Source organism: Paenibacillus konkukensis (genome assembly GCF_023523925.1).
GTDB lineage: Bacteria > Bacillota > Bacilli > Paenibacillales > NBRC-103111 > Paenibacillus_S > Paenibacillus_S doosanensis.
Genome location: NZ_CP027059.1, coordinates 6,433,738 through 6,456,643, shown reverse-complemented (window position 1 = coordinate 6,456,643; position 22,906 = coordinate 6,433,738). Strand labels below are relative to the sequence as shown.

General features: G+C 54.3%; 14 protein-coding genes. 2 read left to right on the top strand and 12 right to left on the bottom strand.

Translation table 11 applies throughout. The annotated features are described in order from the left end of the window. Positions 1-37 precede the first annotated feature (37 nt). The 5 genes from SK3146_RS28015 to SK3146_RS27995 form a co-directional block, all read right to left on the bottom strand. Positions 38-898, bottom strand: coding sequence for a carbohydrate ABC transporter permease (locus tag SK3146_RS28015; RefSeq protein WP_249861858.1), 861 nt, complete (start codon positions 896-898; stop codon positions 38-40). 7 nt (positions 899-905) lie between these two features. Further along, on the bottom strand, positions 906-1,850 hold the full coding sequence (locus SK3146_RS28010) for an ABC transporter permease (RefSeq protein ID WP_249861857.1): 945 nt from the start codon (positions 1,848-1,850) through the stop codon (positions 906-908). Positions 1,851-2,002: 152 nt separating this feature from the next. After that, a complete protein-coding gene (locus SK3146_RS28005; protein WP_249861856.1) occupies positions 2,003-4,264 on the bottom strand; it encodes a helix-turn-helix domain-containing protein in 2,262 nt (753 codons plus the stop codon). A gap of 215 nt (positions 4,265-4,479) precedes the next feature. Next, the gene (locus SK3146_RS28000; protein ID WP_249861855.1) at positions 4,480-6,789 is read right to left on the bottom strand and encodes a glycoside hydrolase family 95 protein; all 2,310 of its coding nucleotides are present in this window, start codon (positions 6,787-6,789) and stop codon (positions 4,480-4,482) included. 197 nt (positions 6,790-6,986) lie between these two features. Beyond that, a complete protein-coding gene (locus SK3146_RS27995; protein ID WP_249861854.1) occupies positions 6,987-8,852 on the bottom strand; it encodes a chondroitinase-B domain-containing protein in 1,866 nt (621 codons plus the stop codon). A gap of 423 nt (positions 8,853-9,275) precedes the next feature. On the opposite strand from SK3146_RS27995, the gene SK3146_RS27990 reads away from it, so the two are divergent. Both SK3146_RS27990 and hcp read left to right on the top strand, forming a co-directional pair. Beyond that, the gene (locus tag SK3146_RS27990; RefSeq protein ID WP_249861853.1) at positions 9,276-10,610 is read left to right on the top strand and encodes an ABC transporter substrate-binding protein; all 1,335 of its coding nucleotides are present in this window, start codon (positions 9,276-9,278) and stop codon (positions 10,608-10,610) included. Positions 10,611-10,797: 187 nt separating this feature from the next. After that, complete coding sequence (gene hcp, locus SK3146_RS27985; RefSeq protein WP_249861852.1) at positions 10,798-12,090, top strand: hydroxylamine reductase; 1,293 nt, start codon at positions 10,798-10,800, stop codon at positions 12,088-12,090. An 89-nt stretch (positions 12,091-12,179) separates the two neighbouring features. Here the strand turns inward: hcp and SK3146_RS27980 are convergent, their stop codons facing one another. The 7 genes from SK3146_RS27980 to SK3146_RS27950 all read right to left on the bottom strand — a co-directional run bounded on the left by SK3146_RS27980 (position 12,180) and on the right by SK3146_RS27950 (position 22,876). Continuing rightward, positions 12,180-13,724, bottom strand: a complete 1,545-nt coding sequence (locus SK3146_RS27980; RefSeq protein ID WP_249861851.1) for an FAD-dependent oxidoreductase — start codon at positions 13,722-13,724, stop codon at positions 12,180-12,182. 181 nt (positions 13,725-13,905) lie between these two features. After that, positions 13,906-14,544, bottom strand: coding sequence for an SGNH/GDSL hydrolase family protein (locus tag SK3146_RS27975; protein ID WP_249861850.1), 639 nt, complete (start codon positions 14,542-14,544; stop codon positions 13,906-13,908). A 17-nt stretch (positions 14,545-14,561) separates the two neighbouring features. Beyond that, positions 14,562-16,802, bottom strand: coding sequence for a glycosyl hydrolase family 95 catalytic domain-containing protein (locus tag SK3146_RS27970; protein WP_249861849.1), 2,241 nt, complete (start codon positions 16,800-16,802; stop codon positions 14,562-14,564). Positions 16,803-16,816: 14 nt separating this feature from the next. Continuing rightward, positions 16,817-17,689: a carbohydrate ABC transporter permease gene (locus tag SK3146_RS27965; RefSeq protein WP_249861848.1), complete on the bottom strand. Its 873-nt coding sequence runs from the start codon at positions 17,687-17,689 to the stop codon at positions 16,817-16,819. Positions 17,690-17,705: 16 nt separating this feature from the next. Continuing rightward, entirely contained in the window at positions 17,706-18,662 is a 957-nt protein-coding gene (locus SK3146_RS27960) for an ABC transporter permease (RefSeq protein WP_249861847.1), read from the bottom strand. A gap of 93 nt (positions 18,663-18,755) precedes the next feature. Beyond that, on the bottom strand, positions 18,756-20,384 hold the full coding sequence (locus SK3146_RS27955) for a type 2 periplasmic-binding domain-containing protein (RefSeq protein WP_249861846.1): 1,629 nt from the start codon (positions 20,382-20,384) through the stop codon (positions 18,756-18,758). Between the two features lie 179 nt (positions 20,385-20,563). Continuing rightward, on the bottom strand, positions 20,564-22,876 hold the full coding sequence (locus SK3146_RS27950; RefSeq protein WP_249861845.1) for a helix-turn-helix domain-containing protein: 2,313 nt from the start codon (positions 22,874-22,876) through the stop codon (positions 20,564-20,566). Between the last annotated feature and the right edge of the window lie 30 nt (positions 22,877-22,906).

The following is a 22,906-nucleotide window of genomic DNA, read 5'->3' as shown; positions in this document are numbered from 1 at the left end:
CCCTTATATCGTACGATTTGAAAATGTCCTTGACGCTTCACGATTTTACCGAGCCCAGCATAACGCCTTTCGTAAAATAACGCTGCAGAAACGGATAGACGGCCACAATAGGCAGGATGGACACGACGATCGTCGCGGCAATGACCGATTCCGTCGTCGTATCGTCGAGCTGGCCCAGCTGCTGAGCGATCTCCTGTCCGGCGACGATTTGTCTAAGCAGGAGCGGCAAGGTCGTAAGCGACTGATCGTTCAAATAAATGATCGCTTGAAAGAAATTGTTCCACAGCGAAACGGCGACCCATAAGGCCAATGTGGCCAGCACCGGCTTGCAAAGCGGCAGTATGATCGAGGCGTAGATCCGGATCGGGTTCGCCCCGTCGATCATGGCCGACTCTTCCATTTCCTCCGGAATCGCCCGGATAAAATTTAGCATGATGATCAGGTTGAAGCCGGATGACAGATTTAGCGCGATGATCGCCCACAGCGAGTTTACTAGGCCCAATTGTTTGACCGCCATATAAGTTGGGATCAAGCCGCCGCTAAATATCATCGTGAAGACGATTAGCAAGAGAAAGGCGTTTTTCCACGGCAGCGTCCGTTTGGCAAGAGCGTAGGCGGCGCTCGAGGTGACGAGTAAATGCAGCGCCGTGCCGACGGCTGTAATAAAGATCGTATTCGTGTAGGCAAGCCCGATAAAGCCCGAATCCATAATATGGGAATAAGCGCTCCAAGTAAATTCCCGCGGCCACAGAAACAATCCGCCCCGCATCGCCTCATCGCGTGAACTGAGCGATAACGAAATTTCCCGCCATAACGGATAAATCGAAATTACGCTAAGCAGCGAGAGGAATGCCGCATTTCCCGAATCGAATAATCTGGATGCAGCGCTTTTTTTCATAGGCATCTCACCATATTCCGCGTTCCCCCATTTTTTTGGCCGCCGAATTCGTCAGCAGCAGCAGCAATAAGCCGACCAGCGATTGGAACAAGCCTGCCGCCGTCGCGAACGAATAGCGTCCCATCGTAATGCCTACCCGATACACGTAGGTATCCAGCACATCCGCCACATCAAATACAAGCGGGTTGTAAAGCACGTAGATTTGGTCGAAGCCGACATGTAAAATTTGCCCGGTTCTCAGGATAAGCATAATGACGATCGTACTCGCAATGGACGGGATCGTAATATGCCGTATAAGCTGATACCGGTTTGCGCCGTCCATTCGCGCCGCTTCATAGAGCTCCGGATTAATGCCGGAAATGGCCGCCAAATAAATGATGGTTCCCCAACCGATTTCCTTCCACATTTCCGTTAGAACCAGAAGCCCGCGAAACTTGGCCGGGTCCATAAGAGGCGATGTCGCCAGCCCGATCATCGCGGTTACTCCCGTATTGTTCGAAAATAAGGAGACCAGAATGCCGCCGAGAATGACCCAGGATAAAAAATGCGGGAAATAGACGATCGTCTGAACAACCCGCTTGAAAGCGGCCCGGTATACCTCGTTCAGCAGCAGGGCGAGCACGACCGGCGCCGGAAAATTGAACAGCAGTTTGTACAAGCTGATAACGGCCGTATTTTTCAACGAGATCCAAAAATCCGGAGAATCCAGCAAAATCCGAAACCATTTCAGCCCCGCCCAAGGGCTGCCCATCATGCCGTCCAGCAGCCGGAAATCCTTGAAAGCGATTGCAACTCCGGCCATCGGCCAATAATGAAATAACAGAAAATAAAGAAGCCCCGGCAAAAGCAGCACGAAATAATATTTGTGCTTGCGGAGCTCATTCCAGTTATGGCGAAACAGAAGACGAGTTCGGTTCCGCTTCGATTCGCGCATAACGGCGGTATGATGCATAGCCATTTCCTCCTTTACGTCAGATGATGTGTTTACGGCTCCATCATACACCGGGGCACGGGGCTGCCGTAAATGTCCACTCTTTGATCCGGATGGAGAAAATAGCGCGGTATCGTGGGATATCATAAACTCAACATGGCGCATCAAAAAGGCTACATCCACTGTTTCCGGTATTCTCCCGGGGTCGTACCTTCATATTTCTTAAAAAAGCGGATGAACGTATGCACATCGTTGTAGCCGATCGCTTCGCTGATTTGATTCAGAGATTGCGCGGAATCGACGAGCAGCTGCTTGCCCTGCTCCAGCCGGTACTCGGTCAAATATTCGAGCGGAGGCTTGCCCACCTCGGCCTTGAAGAGCCGGCTCAAATGCCCGCTGCTGATGCCGATCGCCGCCGCAATGTCGGAGATCGAAATATTTTCCTTGTATTTCCCTTCGATATAGGTCAAAGCCTGACGGATATAAGGGCTGATCTGACGCTGTTCGCGCACCGCTTCCAAATAATCCATCACCGATTTCAGCTGATTGCTGATAAACGCCTGCAGCTCGAGACTGTTGCCGCTGGTTTGCAGGTTCAGCAGCCCCGCTTCGTCGACCAGCGGACCGATGTCATACCCTTCTTGAGCAAGCGAGCTCATGATATGGCTCATCAGCATAACGAGCATCTGCTGCAGCTTGGGAAGCGGATACCGGCTGTTATGAATGTAACGGTGAAACAAATCGGATATAAGCTCCTCCGCCTGTTCCCGGTTTCCGGTCATTAGCGTATTGAGCAGAAGCTTCTGGTAAGAAGCCGGATATTCGAACTGCTGAGGCTCGTTCCATTCATTCGCATAAAAGATGCCGGAATGCGACAGAAAAGCTTTGTAAGCCATAACCCGCCTTGCCTGCTCGTAAGCCTCGTGCACGCGATGAAGAGGTCTGACGCCTCCGATGCAAAAATGCATCGAAACATCGAGATGCTCCCTCGCCTTCGTGACGATGTCTTGACAGCAGGCCTCCAGATCATGAATCGTCTCCTCCTGAAGCTCGCTGCGTTCCGTGTTAAGCAAAAACGCGAATTGGACTTTACCGAGCACGCTGCCCGCCGCCTGAAACCGGGTGTTGAGCAGTTCCTCGGCCAAGCTGTACAAAACCAGATTATACCTGGATTCGTTCTCCCTGTCGGCGATCCTCAGCTCCCCGGAGATGACAATAACGATAAAATACGGATGCTCGAAAGGCACGCCCCATTCGGCGAACCGGTCCCGTAGCGTCCGATCGTCCTGCGGATGCGGATAGTGGAACAGATCGCGCACCAGATGATCCCGCAGCACCGGCTCGTTATGGCGGATCGTATCGATCAGATTATGAATCGCATGATCGACGACCGCATACACATCGCCTTTGGAGGCTTCGAATGTTTTCAGCACATAGCCCTGCAGCCGCTCTTCCACCCGTCTCCAAGGGCCGTAGAGGATGGATGCGAACAAATAAGCCAGTCCGATTCCGAGCGCAAGCACGGCTGCGAAGATGCCTGAGACTTTCAGCAAAATATGCGACATTTGCCCGCTGTACGCTTCGTAGGGCGTAAGATTAAGCAGCGTCCAACCGTTAACCGCGCTCTTGCTGGCCGTAATGAAATATTTGTTCGGGCCGTGTCCGAGGACATCCGTTCGCGTTTGACCGGGCTGCAGCTCGCGCGCGACCGCTTCGGCGTCCAGACCGTCTACGGGTCCCGAGGCAAGCCGGTTTTGAGGGTCGATGACGACAATATTCCCCAAGCTATCCGGCGACAAATGCTCAATCGTTTGCAAAAAAACATCCTTGTTGAAATTGATGTATAGGACGCCGAGCGGCGTTTGCTCCGTGACGGGAACGATTCTTACGAAAGTGAGAACGTCCGAATCGACCGTATTTACCCCCGTGCTCTCGTGAAATCTTCGAACTCCGGTCCATACGGCGTAACGGCTTCGCCCGAGACGGTCCATCTCATGAATAAAGGCCGCATCGTAAAAATCGTTTAGGCTGTACAAGCCTTCATTGGTGGTCAGCACTTTGTTATTTTGCAAAATGTGAATATACACCGATTGAAATAAAGAATTGTACGAAGTCCATCCCCTCAGCAGCTCCTTGACAACGAAAAAATCATAGGCCGATTTCTCAAACGGACGGTTCAGCATTTCCACGATAGAGGGGTTGAGCGAGGCTTGCAGCGCGATCCGGTCCGTATTTTCGAAAAATATGTCCAAATTTCTTGAAACCCGGTCCATATCATTGTTGGAAGCGCTTACGATCGATTCCTTAACATTATTGGCATAACCGTACATATATACGCCTAGAAATAAGCAGGTAGGAACAAGAATCGTAATCAGGAACAGCGCGAGATGTTTGCGAAATACGTTTTTACGAAAGATCCCCCTTGAAAGCCTCATACATCCAATCCCTCCTTGCGTCTTCCTCTAGCGTATCGCTCTTAAAACCAATTGTCCAGACGCTCCTGGGATATTTCGGTAAAATTCAGATTCCTCCCCTGCTTACGAGCAGAAAAAACCGCCCGAAAAGTTTCGGACGGCGGACGGTTATCGATTATACGTTATTGACGGGGGTTACCGAATGAAGTGAAAGACTATAGCCGGCGTAGCCGAGATTAGCGCACGCTAATTTCATAAACGGCGCCCGGCACGGTCGGAAATTCGGCTTCGCCCGAGACGGTCGACGCTATGGCAATGCCGCCGTGCCTAATCTCCAGCTCTAGCCGCGCAGGGGCGATCAGCTTGCAGACGGAGCCCGACTGCGATACGATCTCCGCCTGCTTAAGACTTCCGGCCTGCCACTGCAAGGAAACCTCAAAGCCGCCCCGGGCGCGCAGCCCCTTCGCATGGCCCTCCGGCCAGGAAGAGGGCAGCGCCGGAAGCAATCGGACGGCGCCTTCATGCGACTGCAGCAGCAGCTCCGCGATGCCTGCGACGGCGCCCAGGTTGCCGTCGATTTGAAATATTTGCGGCGGATGCAAATCCAGCAAATTGTCCGCGGTGCTCACGCGCAGCAGCTTCTCCAGCATCTCATTCGCCTTGTCGCCTTCGAGCAAGCGCGCCCAGAGACTGACGATCCACGCCAGACTCCAGCCTGTCCCGCCTCCGCCGTATTCCAGCCGCCTCTCCAGAGAGCTCCTGGCCGCGCGGGACCACCGCTCGTCGCGCAGCAGCTGATGATCCGGAAATACGCCGAACAGATGCGACACATGGCGATGGCCGGGATCGGCTTCCTCATAATCCTCGTCCCATTCCTGCAATTGTCCGAAGCGGCCGATCTTCGGTTCCGGCAGCTTGCCGCCCGCCGCCCGCCATTCGCTCCGCAGCTCTTCGTCCGCCTGAAGAATATCCGCGGCGGCGGCGCAGCGCTCGAACAAGCCCCTGGCGATCTGGACATCCATCGCGGGGTCCATGCATATTCTTCCGACCTGACCGTTCGGCAGCCGATAGCTGTTCTCCGGCGATACGGTCGGTCCGATATGCAGCCGCCCTTCGTCATCCTCCAGCAGAAAATCCAATACGAATAACCCGGCTTCCTTCATTAATGGATACGCCCGCTCGGCCAAAAACGCCCGATCCTGGCTGTACAGGTAATGCTCCCACAAATGATAGCACAGCCAGGCCGCACCCATCTGCCATAGCCCTGCCCGCGCAAAATCGGTCGGCGCGGTATCTCCCCACAAGTCGGTATTATGATGGCACATAAAGCCTCGCGCGCCGTACTGGATGCGCGCCGTCTCGCGCCCGTTAGGCAGCATCGCATTCAAACGGTCGAACAGCGGGACGTGCAGCTCGGCCAAATTGCATACTTCCGCAGGCCAATAGTTCATTTGAATGTTGATGTTAATCGTATATTTCGAGTCCCAGGAAGGGACGTAGCTGTCGTTCCAGATCCCCTGCAAATTCGCCGCAATCGTGCCGGGACGGCTGCTGGCAATCAGCAGGTATCGGCCGAAATGAAAGTAAAGCTCGATGAGCCCGATGTCTGCCTCGCCGTTTTTCACGCGGGCGAGCCGCTCATCGGTCGGAAGACGGCGAAGCTCATCGTCCGCCTCCGTCCCGGCGGAAAGCGACAGCCGCATCCGGTCGAACCAAGGACGGTATTCGTCCGTATGCCGCTCCCTTAAGCGAGCGTACGGAATGCCTGCCGCTTGAATCAGCTCCTCACGACAGCGCTCCCGGTAATCCGGATAGCGGAAATCGGTGGACACCGTCAGCACCAAAGTAGCGGCATCCGCCCCTTCCACGACGATATGATCGCCCAGCGAGCGGCTGGTCCCTCCCTCCGCTATCGCTTTCAGCATCACGTGAAACCGGGTGCCCCAAGCTCCGCATTGACCGTCCAGGCTAACCGTATCCGTTCCTTTCATTTCCGTTACGGAGTCGAACTTGCGGGACAAATTGGCTCCGAAGCGGAGCCGGTTCGGACGGTCCGCCGTCAGCCTCACGATCAATGCCTGATCGGCCGCGCTGGCGAATATCTCCCGGGTGTAGACGGTGTCTCCCAAACGGTAACTGATCTTGACGATGCCGGTTTCCAAATCAAGCTCCCGGCGATACTCCGCGGCATCGCTGCCCCGATGACCGGGAAAAAACAGATTCAGCTCGCCCAACGTTTGGTACGGCGGCTGACGCCGCGACACGCCCATCATTCCCATATCGGCCAGGTCATGAGCTTCTTCCAGCCTGCCTTCCGACAACAGCCGCCGGATCTCCTCCATCGCGGCCAAAGAATCCGGATTATTGCGATTTACCGGTCCCCGCGCCCAGACGGTATCTTCATTCAGCTGAATGACTTCACGGTTGATTTCTCCGTGCACCATAGCCCCGATCCGCCCGCTCCCTACCGGGAGAGCCTGCAGCCATTTGGCAGCCGGCTTCAGATAATGCAATACCGTTTCTTGCTTACGTTCTGTAGATAACATCGTAATCCCCCATTTTCTCCCGTTGTTCGTTTACATGGGTCCGGCGTAAGAAAGCGGGGCTTCTCTCCCCGGCATCCCTCCGGTTATGGCATTTGGAGCCGTATCGGCGCTGCCGTATGCCGCCCCTCTCGCATATTGCCGTTACGACGGCAAGACAGGCATGCTGCAAAAAGAGCAGCATGCCCGCAGTTACCGCCTTACGGAGCGCTCGGTCCCACCTCCGCCGCAGTCAGCGGATGATTGGCAAACGACGTTGCGCTTGAGCGCTCGTCTGCGCCCGCATCATTGACGGAACGAGTTTCCCCGTCCATATCCGTCGTAACGAATGAATACGTTCCTTTCGCATAATCGATCGCCGGGCTGCTGGAAGACAGCTTCTGCAATCCGTTGACCGTCGTAAACAGCGGGTTGGTGTTCCAAATTTCGGCCGATGTCCGCGACTTATTGTTCAGCGTGCTGCCGTAGCCGATATTGCCTTCAAACACCGTATTCGTCGTAGCCGCCTCATTGTAGAGCGTTCCGCCCGAATTTCGCACGATGTTATTCGCTACTCTGCTGTCCTGGGGGGCGTACGTTTTACCGGAGCCGACGATAATGCCCGTAGCGCTGTCGACAATCGTGTTATTGACTACTTGCGCGCGGTAAATTTTCCACTGCGCCGCCAAATCGCTCGAGGAAGGATTCGACGGGTGACCGCTCGATCCTCCGTCATAATCGCCGCTGTCAAGCAAAATCGCTTTCCCTGTCAGCTTCTCCATATAGTTGTTATAAATTTTATGGTCGTTGCCGTAAATCCGGATGCCGTCTTCTTTCGGCTCCGTCCCGTCGCCGAGGAAGAAGTTTCCGTAGAAGCTGTTAAAATGGCCGTGTCTGGAAGTAACCCCGCCTTGGGACGTTTTGAACGTATTGTACCGGACGGTATTATTGCTGCTTTTGACGGAGACGATCTCCGGCTCGCCGTCGGTGTTCTCGAATAAATTGTATTGAATTGTGTTGAAGCCGTCCGAGAGGGAAATGCCCGACAGCCCGAGGCGAATCGTTTCCTTACCGTTGTCAACCCAAGGACCTACGTCGTGAAAATAGTTGTATTCAATGACGTCATACTGCGATATATGGCCGTTCCCGTCCCCCTGATAAGTGATAAGCGGAGCGGTATCGGTCTTGTTCCCGAAGTCGTTGCGGTCGATTTGGTTATGATTGCTGTTAGCGCCGCTGACTTGAAGCCAGATCAAATCGCCCCCCGTAGCCGCCAGCGCGAACTTGTTCCGGGTAATCCGGATATGATTGGAGCCGTCCAGCAGTACGGCGGTTTTGCCGCTGTTCGTAAACTTCAGGCCCTCTACGGTTACGTAGGACGAATTGGAAATTTGCAGAGCCGCGCCTCCCGAGATGATCGCCTGGCCTTGATTCGCCGCTTTGATTGTAATCGGGCTGCCGGAGGTACCGTTCTTGCCGCTGACGACGAAGGCGCTGCTTTGCGTATAGGTTCCGTTCGCAAGCACGATGGTCGTTCCGGCGGACGCGTGATTAATCGCATCCTGCAGCTGCGCGGAGGTAGATACGTTCACCACGCCGGACGGTTCGCTGCCGTAAATTTCGATCTCCGTGTAGCTATTCCACAAACTGACGGAATTGCAATGGCCGACAATGCGGACATAGCGCACGCCGCTGACATCGGGAAAATCGAACGTTTGCAGCGAGTCGTTCAAGCTGCTGACGACGCCGCTCTGCGCCGTCGTAAACGCGCTGCCGTTCGCCGAAGTTTGAATATCGAAAGTAAACGTACGCGTCGATCCGCTTTGAAAAGCCATCTTAATGTACGAGACTTGTTTGGCTGCTCCCAAATCGAGCTGAATCCATTGGCCGTCGCCGCTCGCCGACCAGCGGGTCGCCAAGCTTCCGTCGACGACGTTGGCCGGAACGTTGCCGTCGTCGGCGCTGGCGGTTACTCCGGAAGCGGGCACCGTCAGCTTGATGTCGGCCGCGTTCCCGATCCCGGGCAGCATAGCGAACACAAGAAGCAGGCACAAGAACGCCGCAAATGCGTTTTTACAATTTTTCATTAGCCGCACATCCTTCACATAAATGATGTTTTTTTTCAAAACAATTTTATTGCCGGACTGTTGGCTTCCCTCTCCTCTCGACGAAAAATAAAGCGGTTTCATATCGGTTCGAGTGCGCACTCAATTCATTTATAAGGGCTTTTCTCCCAAAAATAAATCATCAAAACATAAAATGGCACTTAAAAATCGCAACTAAAACCTGAAAAATCGGAGTTTGGCCCCTATGGTATCAGCAGCCTCCGCAAGAAGACATCCCCCCTATTCCGCAGCTGGCGGACGCGGCGGCCCGAGCCGCCATCTAATCCTTTTTTATCCTCAGTTTCCATTTTGATGATCATTTCACATTTTGATGATTTCTTTCTAAAGCCGATTCCTTTATAAATAAATTGGAATCGTTCACAAATTATTCAGGGGGTGTGCGTATTGAAGAAATATTACGGATGGAAGCCGTCGCTTGCGGTCCTTATTGCCGCATCGGCCGTCTTATCCGGCTGCATGGGAGATCCGGGCGGGGGCGCCGGCAAGGTTGAGGAAGCTGAGACTCCGTCAGCCGTTAACGAGCCTGTAACCGTTAAACTGGCGACCAGCCAAGGGATTTTTAACGAAGCCGAATTCAAGCAGTACATAGTCGATCCGGTCGCCAAAAAGTACCCGAATATTAACGTGGAGTACATCAATACCTCGGAAAAAGGCTCCTCGCTCAACGAGATCATCGCTGCCGGCAACATTCCGGATATCGTCGTCGGTTACGGGTCCACCATCAAATCGCTGATCGAGCTGCAGCTTTTCTATAATATGGAACCGCTGATCAAGCAGAACAAATTCGATGTGAACCGGATTATTCCCGAGATGATCGATTACATCAGAGTCAACGGCGGCAGCAACGATTTGGGCGGCTTGCCCGTGTACAACAATGCATTCGGTTTGTTTTACAATAAAACCTTGTTCGATAAATTCGCCGTGCCTTATCCGAAGGACGGGATGACCTGGGAGGAAATCGGGGATCTCGGGAAGAAGATGACGAGAAATTACGACGGCGTCCAATATCGCGGGCTGTTCCCGGACAACGTGAACCGGATGGTCAATCAGATTACGCTGTATCAGCTGGACAAGGACAATAAGGCGACCATAACGACGGACCCTTGGAAAAAAGCGTTCGATCTATGGGAAAGCATCTACAACTATCCCGGCAACTCCGACGCTCCTTATAATACAATGAATTTCGGCGAAAATCAGAAGGCGTTCGTCGAGGGCCGGCTGGCGATGATTACCGGATACAGCAGCACAGTCAACGCGCTAAAGAGCGCGCCGGATATGAACTGGGACGTCGTAACTTATCCGCAGCACAAAGATAATATGGGATTCAGCACCAACGTAGATACTCCGAATATGTCGATCACCGCCCAAAGCAAAAACAAACAAGCCGCCTTCCTCGTCATTGAAACCGCATTGTCCGACGAAGTCCAGCTGCAGTTGGCGCGAAACGGGAAAATGTCCGTCCTGTCCAGCGAGAAGGTGAAGGAAGAGTTCGGCAAAGCCATTCCCGAATTCGCCGGCAAGACGTACAACTTGAGCAGCATGACCCGCCTGAAGCCGTCTGTCCCCCGGATTTCCAAATATCAGGGCAGCGATACGAACAAAGTTATTCTGGACGCTTATGAAAGCGTACTCAAAAAAGAAAAGGACATCAATACCGCCCTGCGCGATGCGGATGAACAGATTAATGCCATCGTGCAGGCGAAAATAAGACAAGAATAGCCTTTTTCAGATTATCCGCAAGCTGCGCCCGATTCGGGCCCGCCTCACCTCTTAACCATGCGCCGCCGAGACGCTGTCACGATTTCGCCGGAAATGTTGTGACGGCCGTCACATGCGCGTGCTCCCGCTTCTGATAAGCTAAGCGTTGTAAGAAAACATTAGCGAATCAGCGAATGGAGGAAGACTTATGTTTTGTTACCAATGCGAACAAACGCCGAGCGGCGGCTGTAAGGTGATCGGGGTATGCGGAAAAGACGAGACGATCGCCAGCTTGCAGGATACGATGATTTTTGCGTTAAAGGGGATTGCCGCGTATGCGACGCATGCCCGGCAGCTTGGCTATACCGACCCGGAAGTGGATAAAATCACCCATGAAGCGCTTTATATGACTTTAACCAACTCCAATTTTAATCTGCAGGAGCATCTGGATATGGCCATGAAGGTCGGCCATGCCGCCGTGCGGATCATGGATGTGCTCGACCGGGCGCACACGACGCATTTCGGCGTCCCCCAGCCGGTCACGGTGCCGCAAAATAAAATCGAGGGCAAATGCATCGTCGTGACAGGGCATAACCTGTACGCGCTGGAGGAGCTGCTGAAGCAGACGGAAGGCAAAGGCATCCATATTTACACCCATTCCGAAATGCTGCCGGCGCACGGGTATCCGAAGCTGAAGCAGTATGCGCATTTGAAAGGCAATATCGGCAAAGCCTGGTATGACCAGCGCCGGTTATTCGAGCAGTTCCCGGGAGCGATTCTGGCGACGACAAACTGCGTGATGCCGATCAAAGGCACGTATGCGGACCGTTTCTTCTCCTATGAGGTAGCCGGTCTTGAGAATGTCACGAAAATCGTCGGCGACGATTTCTCTCCGCTCATCGAGCGGGCGCTGGAGCTGCCGGAGGCGCATATCGACTCCGATCAGGTGCTTACGACCGGCTACCATCACGAAACTGTGATCGGGCTTGCGCCGGAGATCATCCAAGCCGTTCGGGACGGTCTGATCAAGCGTTTTTTTGTCATCGCCGGCTGCGACGCCCCGGGCAAAGGCGGCGAATATTACCGCGAGCTCGCCACCTCGCTTCCGAGCGACACCGTCATTTTGACGACGTCCTGTGGCAAGTTCCGCTTCAACGATGTGGATTACGGAACGGTGCCCGGCACCGGCATCCCGCGCTACATCGACTTGGGTCAATGCAACAACTCCGGCTCTACGGTCAAAATCGCGCTCGCGCTCGCCGACGCCTTCGGATGCAGCGTGAACGAGCTGCCGGTGAGCATCGTGCTGTCCTGGTTCGAGCAAAAGGCCGTGGCCATTCTGCTTGGCCTGTTCAGTCTCGGCATCCAGGATATCCGGATCGGTCCGAAAGCGCCGGAATTTATTAACGAAGGCGTATTGAACGTCCTCGTCGAAAAATTCGGGCTGAAGCTGATCGGCGACGCGCAGGAGGATATGGCAACCATGCTTGCGCTGCACTAATCTTGGGCCGGAGCTTCCGCTTCACGCAACAAATCCCTCTGCCTCTGCGGCTTCATGTCCGCCGAAGCAGGGGGATTATTGTATCAGGGCTACGTCAGCTCGACCTGCGCAAGCGCCTCCTTGGCCGGCCCCTCGATGACATCGCCGCTGTACGAATACCGCGAGCCGTGGCAAGGGCAATCCCAAGTCCGCTCCGCTTCGTTCCACTCCACTTCGCAGCCCATATGCGTGCAGGTCGTATCGACGACATGCAGCTTTCCGGCGGCATCCCGGTAGGCTCCGGCTTTTTTGCCGTTCACCTGTACGAGCGCGCCTTCATCCGGCGACAAATCTTCCGGTTCTTTGTGCGGCGTCTCCAGCTGGCCTGTCAAAAAATGCATCGCCACGTCCGCATTTTGCTTGATAAACGTCTTGATGCTCGGATCGGCGTGAAATCGGCGCGGGGTAAACACTTCCTCGTAAGGGCTCTTCTCGCCCGTAATCAGCTTCGCATTCAGCATCGCCGCAGCGATGCCGCTTGTCATACCCCATTTGCGGAAGCCGGTGGCGATCCAATGATTCGGAACGCCGGGCCACGCTTGACCGATATACGGCATGTTGTCGAGCGTGTACAAATCTTGGGCGGACCAGCGGTACAATATGTCCCGAAGCCCGAACGTCTCTTCGCCGAACTTCTGCAAATGCTCGTAATATTGGAACGTGCATATGCCTTGTCCCGCCTTATGCCCTTCGCCGCCCAGCAGCACCGCCGGCTCGCCGTCGATGAGCAGCGGACGCAGAGAACGCTTCGGCTCCTCGGCGCTGATGTACATACCTCCGGGATACGGCTGCTTCGTCCGGACGGCGAGCACATACGACCGCTCCGCATGAAGCCGGGCGAAATAAAGCCCCTTCAAATCGCGATACGGAAAATGGGAGGCGCTGACGACATGGCTGCATGTAATTTGCGGTCCGTGCTTCGTCCTTACGGTCGGCCGCGTCTCCAAGGTGGAGCCTACCACCGTCGTTTGCTCGAAAATTTGCCCTCCCATACGAATAATCTCCTCCGCAAGCCGGGCCAGAAACGGAACCGGATTGAAGCGAGCCTGACGTTTCATGATGACGGCCGCTTTCGTTTCATAGGGCAGCGGCGCCGTATCGGCATAAGCGCTTGGGATGCCGAGCTTCTCGTAGGCTTTATACTCGGCTTGAATTTTCTGCACATAATCGTCGCGGCTTGTATAGACGCAGGCATCCTCTTCGCTTAACTGACAGTCGACGCCCAGCTCGGCGGCTGTCGCCGTGATCCATGTTAGCGCTTCATGGTTCGCCTCGTAATATAAACGGGCTTTCTCTTCCCCGAAATGGGCGATGAATTCATCGTAGATAAGATCGTGCTGGGCCGTTATTTTGGCCGTCGTCGAGCCCGTCGTTCCTTCCAGAATGCGTCCTGCGTTCAGGACGATCACCTTCACGCCCTGCTTCGCGAGCAAATAAGCGGTGGCCATGCCGGTAATTCCGCCGCCGATCACGGTGACATCAGTCTCAAGATTGGCGAGCAGCTTGGGAAATTGCGGAATCGGCATCGAGCGAAGCCAGTAGGAATCGGGAAATTGCGGCATGCTGACGGCAGCCGGTTCACTTTGCAGCGTCATGGTCATTTACCCCTTAGCTTCATTTTTTTTGCATAGGATTTCCTTTCCAGGCCGATTCTATACAACAACAACTCCCCCAAAAGTGACGCGATGCTCGGTTTCCTAAACAATGAAAAACCCCCTTGCAGGCCGGATTTCAATCCGAACCATGCAAAGGGATTCACGTTTATATCGCTTCGCTTTACCAAACCGCCGCGCCGGCCGTCCTCAGCCACGCCTTCGCAATCAGCGCATGCCCTGCAGGCGACGGGTGTACCCCGTCCGGCGCCCAGAAGGCGGACGGAGCCGTGACCGAAGCTTGCGCGAACAGGCCGTCGAGCGGGACGAGCAGCGCGCCGAATTCGCGGGCCAGCTCCCGGACGACTTGAATTTTCGGGTCCAGATCGTCGCGCCACGCCCTGCGGTCTTCCGAAACCGGAAGCACGAACGGTTCCATCAGGATCACCCGCGCCCCCAGCTCTTCCTTCGTGCGGACAAGCAGCTCCCGGTAGCCCGCTTCGAATACTTCGACCGGGGTCGGATCGTTCCGGTCGTACCGTCTCCAGCAATCGTTGATGCCGATATAGATCGAAACGACGTCCGGCTTAAGCTCCAGGCAATCCTGCCGCCACCGCGCCTCCAAATCCTTGACGCGGTTGCCGTTGATGCCGCGGTTCAGGAAAGTGACCTGCCGCTGCGGCAATGCCGCGCCGTACAATCCGGCGATCATGCTCGCGTAGCCTTTGCCGAGATCGGAAGGATTGTCGCGATTTCTACTGGAATCAGTAATGCTGTCTCCTTGAAACAATACGATGTCGCTTTGCCTTATACAGCTGTCCACTTTTGAACGCCTCCTGCTTATTCGATATGCCGGGGGAATCCGAACCAGCGCCACGGCTTATGCCCGCCGAACGGGCGAATCGGCCTTCCGGCCGCTCCCGCAGATACCGGCCTGATGACGAAGTCCGGTTGTTCTCCCTCGGGATACAGCAGCGCCTCTTCTCCGCAGCGAAGCTCCAGCCGGATGATGCCGCCCGGCTGCGCGTCGGCAGCGGATTCCCGATCCGTACCGGTCAGCTTGTACATGACGGTTCCCGTCCAATCCGTCTTCACCGCGCACGGCTCTCCGGCCAGGCTCTTCACCCGGACCCACCGCGTCCTGCCGCCCTCGCGGACGGCGCTGACTAGAAACGCGCCCTCCGCCCGCAGGTCGTGGAATGCGGCAGCTTGCCATTCGTCCGGCACGGCCGGAAATACCCGAATCGTATCGCCCCAGCTTTGCAGCAGCATATCCTGCAGCGATTCGGCTCCGGCGAGCGGCGTCTCGATGACCGGCCCGGCCTCTTTGTACATCGTATTCGGCTTCACGATATGCAGCAGCGCCTGCAGATAGCCGAGCGCCTCGCCTCCTCTGCCGAGCACGGCGGCAATGGACGCCGCCCCGGTCAGACTAAAGCCGCGCAGGTCGCCTTCCTTCCCGATCCAATGCTCCAGCGACCGCGCGATCAGCTCCCGCTCCGCTTCGTCGTCGCAGCCGATCAGATGCAGCGGAAAGACGGCGAGCAGATGGCTGAAGTGGCGATGCCCATAGGCCAGAGGCGTATTCTCGCCGACCATGAAGCCGCTATCGTCCACCGGCAGCGGAACCAGCCGTTCGAGAATGGCGCGCCAGCGCTCCTCCAGCGGATCGCTTTCGCCTAATAGGCCGCTGACGGCAAGCAGCGTTTCGCAGCCCCAGCGCAAGAGCGCCAGATCGTAATGGCAGTCGCGCACTCTCGTTTTCATAAACGAGCCGTACTCCGGCGAGACGGTCGGGGGCAGATGCCAGCGTCCGTCCTCGCCTTCCTCCAGCAGATGAGCGTAATAATTGACGCTTCTGCGCAGGACGGGCACCAGCACCCGCCTCAGCATGTCATCGTCCATGGAGTAGCGGTATTGCCGCCATAGATTATGGCATACCCATGTCAAATTCCCGACCTCATCTTCCACTTTGCTGTCGAGATCAAAGCTGCAGCTTCGGCCGAGTCCGGCGGAATCGTGCCGGTAGGCCTCAGGGATATTGCGGATCAGCTGCTCCTGATGCTCCTCGATCGAGCGAACTAACGATTCGCCGATCTCCAGCCGGTTGGAAGTATATACAGGAGAATAACTCATCTGTACGTTCATATTGAACCAGACGCCCGCCCACGGGGTCGGAGCGAGCCACGGCCCCTGATTATCGATCAGCGGCTTATCCGCCCGGGTAGCGGAAGCCAGCTTATACATTTGAATCCAGTAGAAGCTCTCCAGCCGGCCGTCGGGAATCGAAACGAAGCTTTGCCGGTAATAGCGATGCCACCAGCTGCGATGAGCCTGAAGCCATTGCCCGTAATCGGCGCCGGCCGCCTTTGCGACCGCTTGAACCGCCTCGCGGACGGCCGCATCGCCGCAGCCCCGCGCAACCGACAAGTAGCATACTCTTCTCGCTTCGGACAAGCGGACTTCCTTCCAGGCCGTTACGCAGCCCTCATCCGTCTTGTACCTCTGCACGGATACCGCGATCCCGTCCTTATCCAGCCTGGCGATGTCCGCCTCCGGAATAAACTGATTCACGTTCACGCCGTCGGCGTAAATCAGCACCGGATCGACATTCGCCCGTTCGTACCACACGAAGCGATGCGCCCGCTCCCCCTCGGAAGCTTCCGTTTCGACGGCCATCACGTTCTCTTCGCTATGGACGAAAGCGCGCAGACGGACTTCCCCCTGCGTCGTCGTCGCCGACCCTTTCAGCTCGGCGTTCCACAAGTCGAGCCGCAGGCGGGTAGGATGGTAAATCATGCCTTCAAGCTCCAAGTCCAGCTCGCCGATCGGCACCCGGGGAGGAAATCCCGGCGATTCCGTTCTGGATGCCGTCACATCCGTTCTTCCCGTTACGAGGCGCAGCACATGCCGTTTTCTGGCGTTCTCCTCGCCGTAGATCATCGCCCCGATCAAGCCGTTGCCGATGAAGGCGCCCTCATCCCAGCTGACGGGCTTGACGACCCACTCCATATCGTTCGGCGCGAGGAACGTCTCCCAGTCGAAATCCAGCTTGACGCCTTCCGTACCGTTTTCCTGCATGTCCGTCTCTCTCCTTATCCTTTAATGGCTCCGATCAGCGCGCCCTTCACGAAATATTTTTGCAAGAACGGATAGACGCACAAAATCGGCACCGTAGCTACAATAATCGTCGCATATTTCAACGTAACCGCCAGCATAACCATATCCGTGTCGGAAGCGCCGGTGCTGTTGGCTTCGCCTTGAAGCAAAATTTCCCGTAAAATAAGCTGCAGCGGATACATCGACCGGTCCTGCAAAAAGATCAGCGCATGGAACCATGAATTCCAGTGGCTCACGCCGTAATACAGCAGCATCACGGCAATAACGGGCATGGATAGCGGCAGCACGATCCGAAACAGGATGACGAAATCATTCGCGCCGTCTATTTTGGCGGACTCCTCCAGCGCGTCGGGAATCGATTCGAACGCCGTTTTCATCAAAATCAGATTGAAGGTGTTGATCGCCTGGGGAATAATCAGCGCCCATAACGTGTTAGCCAAGCCGACCCCTTTGACCGTCAAATAAAAAGGAATCAGTCCCCCGCTGAAAAACATCGTGAATACGATAAACAGCAAAATCGGCTTACGGTACATCAGGCTTTTGCGGGACAGCGAATAGGCGCCCAGCGAAGTCAACAAAATATTGAAAGCCAGGCCGACGACAACCACGAACAGCGTATTGCCGTAGCCTTTTAAAATCATCGGGTTGGCAAATACGTTCGCGTAAGCGTCGAGCGAGAAGCCGAGCGGCTTCCACAGCAGACCGGTAAACGCCATCAACTGCGAAGCGTCGCTGATCGAGGCTAGAGCTACATAGATCAGCGGATAAATCGTGACGATCATCATCAGTATTAAAAACAGGCCGTTGGCCAAATCAAAGCATCGTTCCGAAAATGTCGGCCGGTTCATTTGAGTTGCCCCCTTTCTACCATAGACTCGTATCGTTCAATTTGCGGCTCAGCCAGTTCGAGAATATAAGCAGGGTGAAATTGACTGCCGAATTGAACAAACCGACCGCCGAGCTGAAGCTGTAATTGAAATCCTGCAAGCCGACCCGATAGACGTACGACGAGACGACATCGGCCGTTTCGTACGTGCTCGGATTGTACAGCAGAATGATTTTTTCGAATCCTACATTCATCATCCGCCCGATTTCCAGGATGAGCAAAATGACGATCGTCGGCATAATGCCGGGAATGGTAATGTGAATCATTTGCTTCCATCGCCCAGCCCCGTCAATCCGCGCCGCCTCATATTGTTCCGGATCGATTCCGGTCAGCGCAGCCAAATAAATGATGGTCCCCCAGCCTATATTTTGCCATATGCCGGAAGTGACATAGACGGGACGAAACATCTCCGGTTCGAGCAAGAAGGTGAACCGTTCTCCGCCCATCCAGGCGATCAAGTCGTTAATGACTCCGTTGCTGGACGTAAAATCTTTAATAATCCCGCATATGACGACCAGCGATATAAAATGCGGCATATAAGTTACCGTTTGTACGGTGCGTTTGAATATCGAATGCTTCACTTCATTCAGCAGCAAAGCCAAAATAATCGGAGCCGGAAACCCAAAGATCAGTTCGTAGAAACTGATAAGAATCGTATTTTTGATCGTCCGCCAAAAGTAGGCGCCGGTGAAAAACGTCCGGAAATTGTCGAAACCGACCCAATCGCTTCCCCAAATGCCGAGCCGGGGCGAAAAATCCTTGAAAGCGATGATCGCGCCGTACATCGGAGCATAATGAAATATAACGTAATACAGCAGTACCGGAAGTAGCATGACATACAGCAGCTTGTTCTTCCGTATATCGAGCAGCAGGCCCGCTTTTGTCCGCTTTTTCTCTACAAAGACCGATGCAGCCTCTTGATTGATTGCGGTCATATAACTCCACTCCATCCTTCTGAGGCTCTGTGCAGAGAGGACGCGCCGGCCAGGCCGCGCGCGTCCCAAGTTCTGCGTAGGAGCCGAATGATATTAACGCTTGTTGTAACGGTCGTAGGCATCCTGGTAAATTTTAGTAACTTTATCGCTACCCATCTCTTTAATACGCTTCACGTAGTCGTCGAACTTATCGAGCGGTTCTTTGCCCATTACGAATTTAACGAACATTTCTTCTTTATAGCTTGCGATAGCCGTGTTGATTTTGGCGACTTCCTTGCTCTCCTCTACAGTTGGAGTAATGAACAGCGGCAGGACGTGCTTGGCTGCGTCCGTTTGTTCCCAGATTCCGACGGCGTCGTCCTGCTCCTTGAACGTATTGAAGCTTTTTCTTGCATCGCCTAGGAACGGTCCGTTCGGTTTCGTATATTGAGTCACCATTTGCTGCAAATTGTACTTCGGATCTTTCGTGATTTTATCCGTAAAGGTCGGCTTGCCGTCCTTCATCGTGTAGCTTTCCCCTTCGATACCGAAGTTGAACAGCATGCTGCCCTTCTCGCTGTATGCGTAATCGAGCCATTTGACGGCGAGCTCGGGATCTTTGGCGGCGGTCGTTACCGCCTTGCTGGCGATCGGATTAAATTTGAAATCGCGTTGGCCGATAAACGCCCGCTCGCCCTTCTTCAACGTAGGATAAGGAGCCGCAACCAGCTGGAATTTCGGATCTTGCTTCTTCCCGCTCTCCATCCATTTGCCCATACCTCCGCTGAGCAGACCTACCGTTGCTCCCGACGCATTGCTCAGCATCTTGCTGTCGTACGCCTTCGAATCGGTATTGAGCGCGAAGTCTTTGTCGATCAAGCCTTCCGCATACCACTGACGCAGCAGACTCAACGCATCCTTAAATTGCGGGTCGATCGGACCGTATCTTACTTTGCCCTGGTCGTCGACATAATAGCGGTTAGCGGTGTGATAAGCGCCGATGAAGGCGTCCTGAACATTGAATTCATTGCTGTACTGAGCGGTGAACGGAGCGGTAGCGCCTTTCTTTTCCTTAAACGCTTTAAGCACCGTATACCATTCGTCGATCGTCGTCGGCACCTGCAAATTCAATTCGTCGAGCCAGTCCTTACGAATCATCGGCCCGCGGAACACAAGTCCGTTGTCCGGACGAATCATCGGGAACACGTAATATTTGCCGCTGTCGGTCTTCAGCATCTTATCGAGCTCTTTATCCTGCTGCAGCAATTTTTTCAAATTCGGCGCCTGTTTATCGATGAGATCATTGAGCGGCAAAATCACCTTATCGGCGATCGCTTTCTCCGGACCGCCCGGATAGGCGTTGTTCCAATCGTATTCGATCACATCCGGCAAATTATTGGAAGCGATGAGCAGATTGAACTGCTCCTTGGATTGCCCGTCGGCGGGATGGGAATACTTCACTTTAATTCCCGTATCCTTCTCCAGCTGCTTGCCGAACGGCGAATCGGCCAGATTAGGGACGAAGGTCAGCAAATTATTATTAATTTGTTCCCAAGACGTAAGCGTCTCCGTTGTGTTGACCGGATACTTGCCGGCTTCCGCGGCAGGTGTAGCCGTAGAATTTCCCGTTCCGGTTTGCCCCGCGTTCTCCTTGGAGCCGGAGCAGGCTGTCAGCATACTGGCGGAAGCGACTACAACGGATACCGCGATGCCGATCGTTTTCTTCTTAGAATACTTCTTCATGCCAATCCCCCTCATTCATGTGTAAGACTTGTTACCTAAGCGTTATTATGGAACGGAAAGCGCCGGTTTGAAATCATTAAAAAACGAAATCGGTCTATAAAACCGAAAATCCCTCTCCTTATTATCCGCAATCGCCGTGTAAAATAGCGAAAAGCCGCTGCTGGGCGGCTTTTCATGCGTTATACGATCTCCTTGTATTTGCTCGGCGTAATGCCTTCATACTTTTTGAATACCCGGTTGAAGGTGTTAATATCCGCATAGCCTACCCTCCGGGCGATTTCCATAATCGAATACGATTGCTCGCCAAGCAGCCGCTTCGCTTCCTCAAGCCGGGTCTTGTTAATAAATTCAAGCAGAGCCTCGCCCGTCTGCGCCTTAAATTGCTTGGACAAATAGGAAGGAGTCAGCTTGAACGTTTCGCCGATCATGGTGATGTTCAAGTTCTCCGAGCTGTAATGCTCCTTCACGAAAGCGATCACCTGCCGGCTTAACTGGTTATGATCCTGCTTACGGTCGTCCCCGATCGATTGGCATACTTGCTGAAGCACTTCTCCGATCTGCACCCGCATCTCTTTGATCGTCTCGCAACCCGTCAGACGGTCGACCGGATTGACGCGCTCCATCAATTCTCGCTTATTGCTCGCCCCGATTTCGTCCATCGTTTTGAGCAGCGTGCTGGTCAGATCGAACATCAGGCATTTAGCCAGCGGCACGGATAAAGGCGCATCCGATACGTTAATATCGATAATGTCGTCAACCAACGCTTTCGCCTTTTCGTAATCGCCCGTCTTCACGAAGTTGATCAATTGCTGCTCGATATGCAGCGGGTAATAATAGCCCGCCGTCTCCTTCCCGGCTCCTGCGCTAGGCAAGTCTTCGTAGCGAATAATTTCGCCGCTCCCCATGACCAGCCGGTATTCCAGCGCTGCAAGCGATTCCTGATAGGCGCTCTGAATCCCGTCCAGCCCTTCATGAATGCCGCTGATCGCTGCCGTAAGCCGTACATGGAAATGATCGAGCATGAACGATTTGACCTGCTCCGCAACGGAATTCAGCGCTGCGGGATCGCGCTCCTCCTTGAAATTGACGATGCACACTTGAATATCGTCAGTCTCGGTAGTGAACGCCTGATGACGGCCTCCGGCCACTTCTTCCGCAACGTTCATAATAATGAAATGCACCAGCTTTTCCTTATGGGGGTCCACGAATCCGGAGGCGTCGAATTTGCCGTAATGGTCGACGTGAAACAGCAGAACGGCGAAATAAGGCGTCTCCAGCCGGATATTATGGGCTGCGAGCGATTCATGCACGGGCACATCCTGCTCCATCCGGCCTTTTAACAGCCCCTGCAGGAAATGGGAGCGAATGGCGCTGCGGTGCCTCTCCAGCCGCTGGCCGATCTTCTCTTTCTCCGCGAACGTATCGTTCAGCGCCGCTTGCAAATAGCCGTACTCGTTGGAGCCTTCCTCGAAAGAAATTCCGGATTGGGAGGACAAGCTGTGAATAAGCATGCTGATCGGATTGTAATTTTTCCTTACGAAAAAGTAGCTGACGACTCCCCCGATGAACAGACTCAGTATCAAACTGATCGTAATGAGCGATTTGACGTATTGCATCTTCTCGTCGAACAGCTCGGCCGGCATCATCGATACGTATTTCCACCCGGTGCTGTCGGATGTCGTGTAAGTCACGGCGACGTCTTCCCCGTTCACTTTGCTGTAAAACAGTCCGTTTTTGCCGGATAAACGCTCCTGAACGAGAAAATCGGGAGCTTGTTCGAAGCTGTCGGAAGCGATCAGACGATTTTCCTTATCCAGCACGGCAATGGACGATTTGTTCGCGGAGCTGATATTTTCAAGCAGCTTGGAGTCCTTGATGACGAATAATATGACCGCTCCGGGCTGCTCCGGGTTATCGAGAATAATCGATTTGGCGTACATAACCGCCTTCGCGGATTCCCCGCCTTCGCGCAGCGTGACCGGAGCGTACTCTTGAATATACCTTTTGTCAAAAAAACGTTTCCACTCCTCGTAACTCATGGATTCCCGCTCGCGGATCGTCTCGTAGAGCTTGCGGCTGTCGATATGATCGCGCGTAGATACGACGGTGTCGCTATTTTTGTAATACACGTAGATTTGGTCGATATAGTCGTTTGCCATTTTATATACGCGCAAATCGGCGGCGATGCCGACCACATCATAGTAATCGGTATCCGTCAGCGGCTTGGATGTCGTGATGAATCCGGACAGCCGCTTGCTTAAGGCCATCTCGACGCTTAACCGCTCAATGCCGGCCAGGTTGCTGTCGATGGCCTGCTCCATCTGCCGGAGAAGCGATTCGTTGGCCCGGTTCACTTCCGATTCTACGACATGCCAAGTCGCCGCATATATGATACCGCTGATAACGGTCGGGACGAGCAATACGGAGATATAGGAGATGAGCCAGTTGACGATGACGCTTCGTGTACTAAAACGGAGTTTTCCAAGACTCATATCCGTTGCCCCCGCGTTCTTTTTTTGCAT

What these genes read in the sequence shown, in the direction of transcription:
- SK3146_RS27995 (WP_249861854.1), bottom strand. Translation starts at nt 8,852, where the DNA reads ATGAAAAATTGTAAAAACGCATTTGCGGCGTTCTTGTGCCTGCTTCTT.
- SK3146_RS27970 (WP_249861849.1), bottom strand. Translation starts at nt 16,802, where the DNA reads ATGCAGGAAAACGGTACGGAAGGCGTCAAGCTGGATTTCGACTGGGAG.
- SK3146_RS27950 (WP_249861845.1), bottom strand. Translation starts at nt 22,876, where the DNA reads ATGAGTCTTGGAAAACTCCGTTTTAGTACACGAAGCGTCATCGTCAAC.
- SK3146_RS27955 (WP_249861846.1), bottom strand. Translation starts at nt 20,384, where the DNA reads ATGAAGAAGTATTCTAAGAAGAAAACGATCGGCATCGCGGTATCCGTT.
- SK3146_RS27980 (WP_249861851.1), bottom strand. Translation starts at nt 13,724, where the DNA reads ATGACGCTGCAAAGTGAACCGGCTGCCGTCAGCATGCCGCAATTTCCC.
- SK3146_RS28000 (WP_249861855.1), bottom strand. Translation starts at nt 6,789, where the DNA reads ATGTTATCTACAGAACGTAAGCAAGAAACGGTATTGCATTATCTGAAG.
- hcp (WP_249861852.1), top strand. Translation starts at nt 10,798, where the DNA reads ATGTTTTGTTACCAATGCGAACAAACGCCGAGCGGCGGCTGTAAGGTG.
- SK3146_RS28005 (WP_249861856.1), bottom strand. Translation starts at nt 4,264, where the DNA reads ATGAGGCTTTCAAGGGGGATCTTTCGTAAAAACGTATTTCGCAAACAT.
- SK3146_RS27960 (WP_249861847.1), bottom strand. Translation starts at nt 18,662, where the DNA reads ATGACCGCAATCAATCAAGAGGCTGCATCGGTCTTTGTAGAGAAAAAG.
- SK3146_RS27965 (WP_249861848.1), bottom strand. Translation starts at nt 17,689, where the DNA reads ATGAACCGGCCGACATTTTCGGAACGATGCTTTGATTTGGCCAACGGC.
- SK3146_RS28010 (WP_249861857.1), bottom strand. Translation starts at nt 1,850, where the DNA reads ATGCATCATACCGCCGTTATGCGCGAATCGAAGCGGAACCGAACTCGT.
- SK3146_RS28015 (WP_249861858.1), bottom strand. Translation starts at nt 898, where the DNA reads ATGAAAAAAAGCGCTGCATCCAGATTATTCGATTCGGGAAATGCGGCA.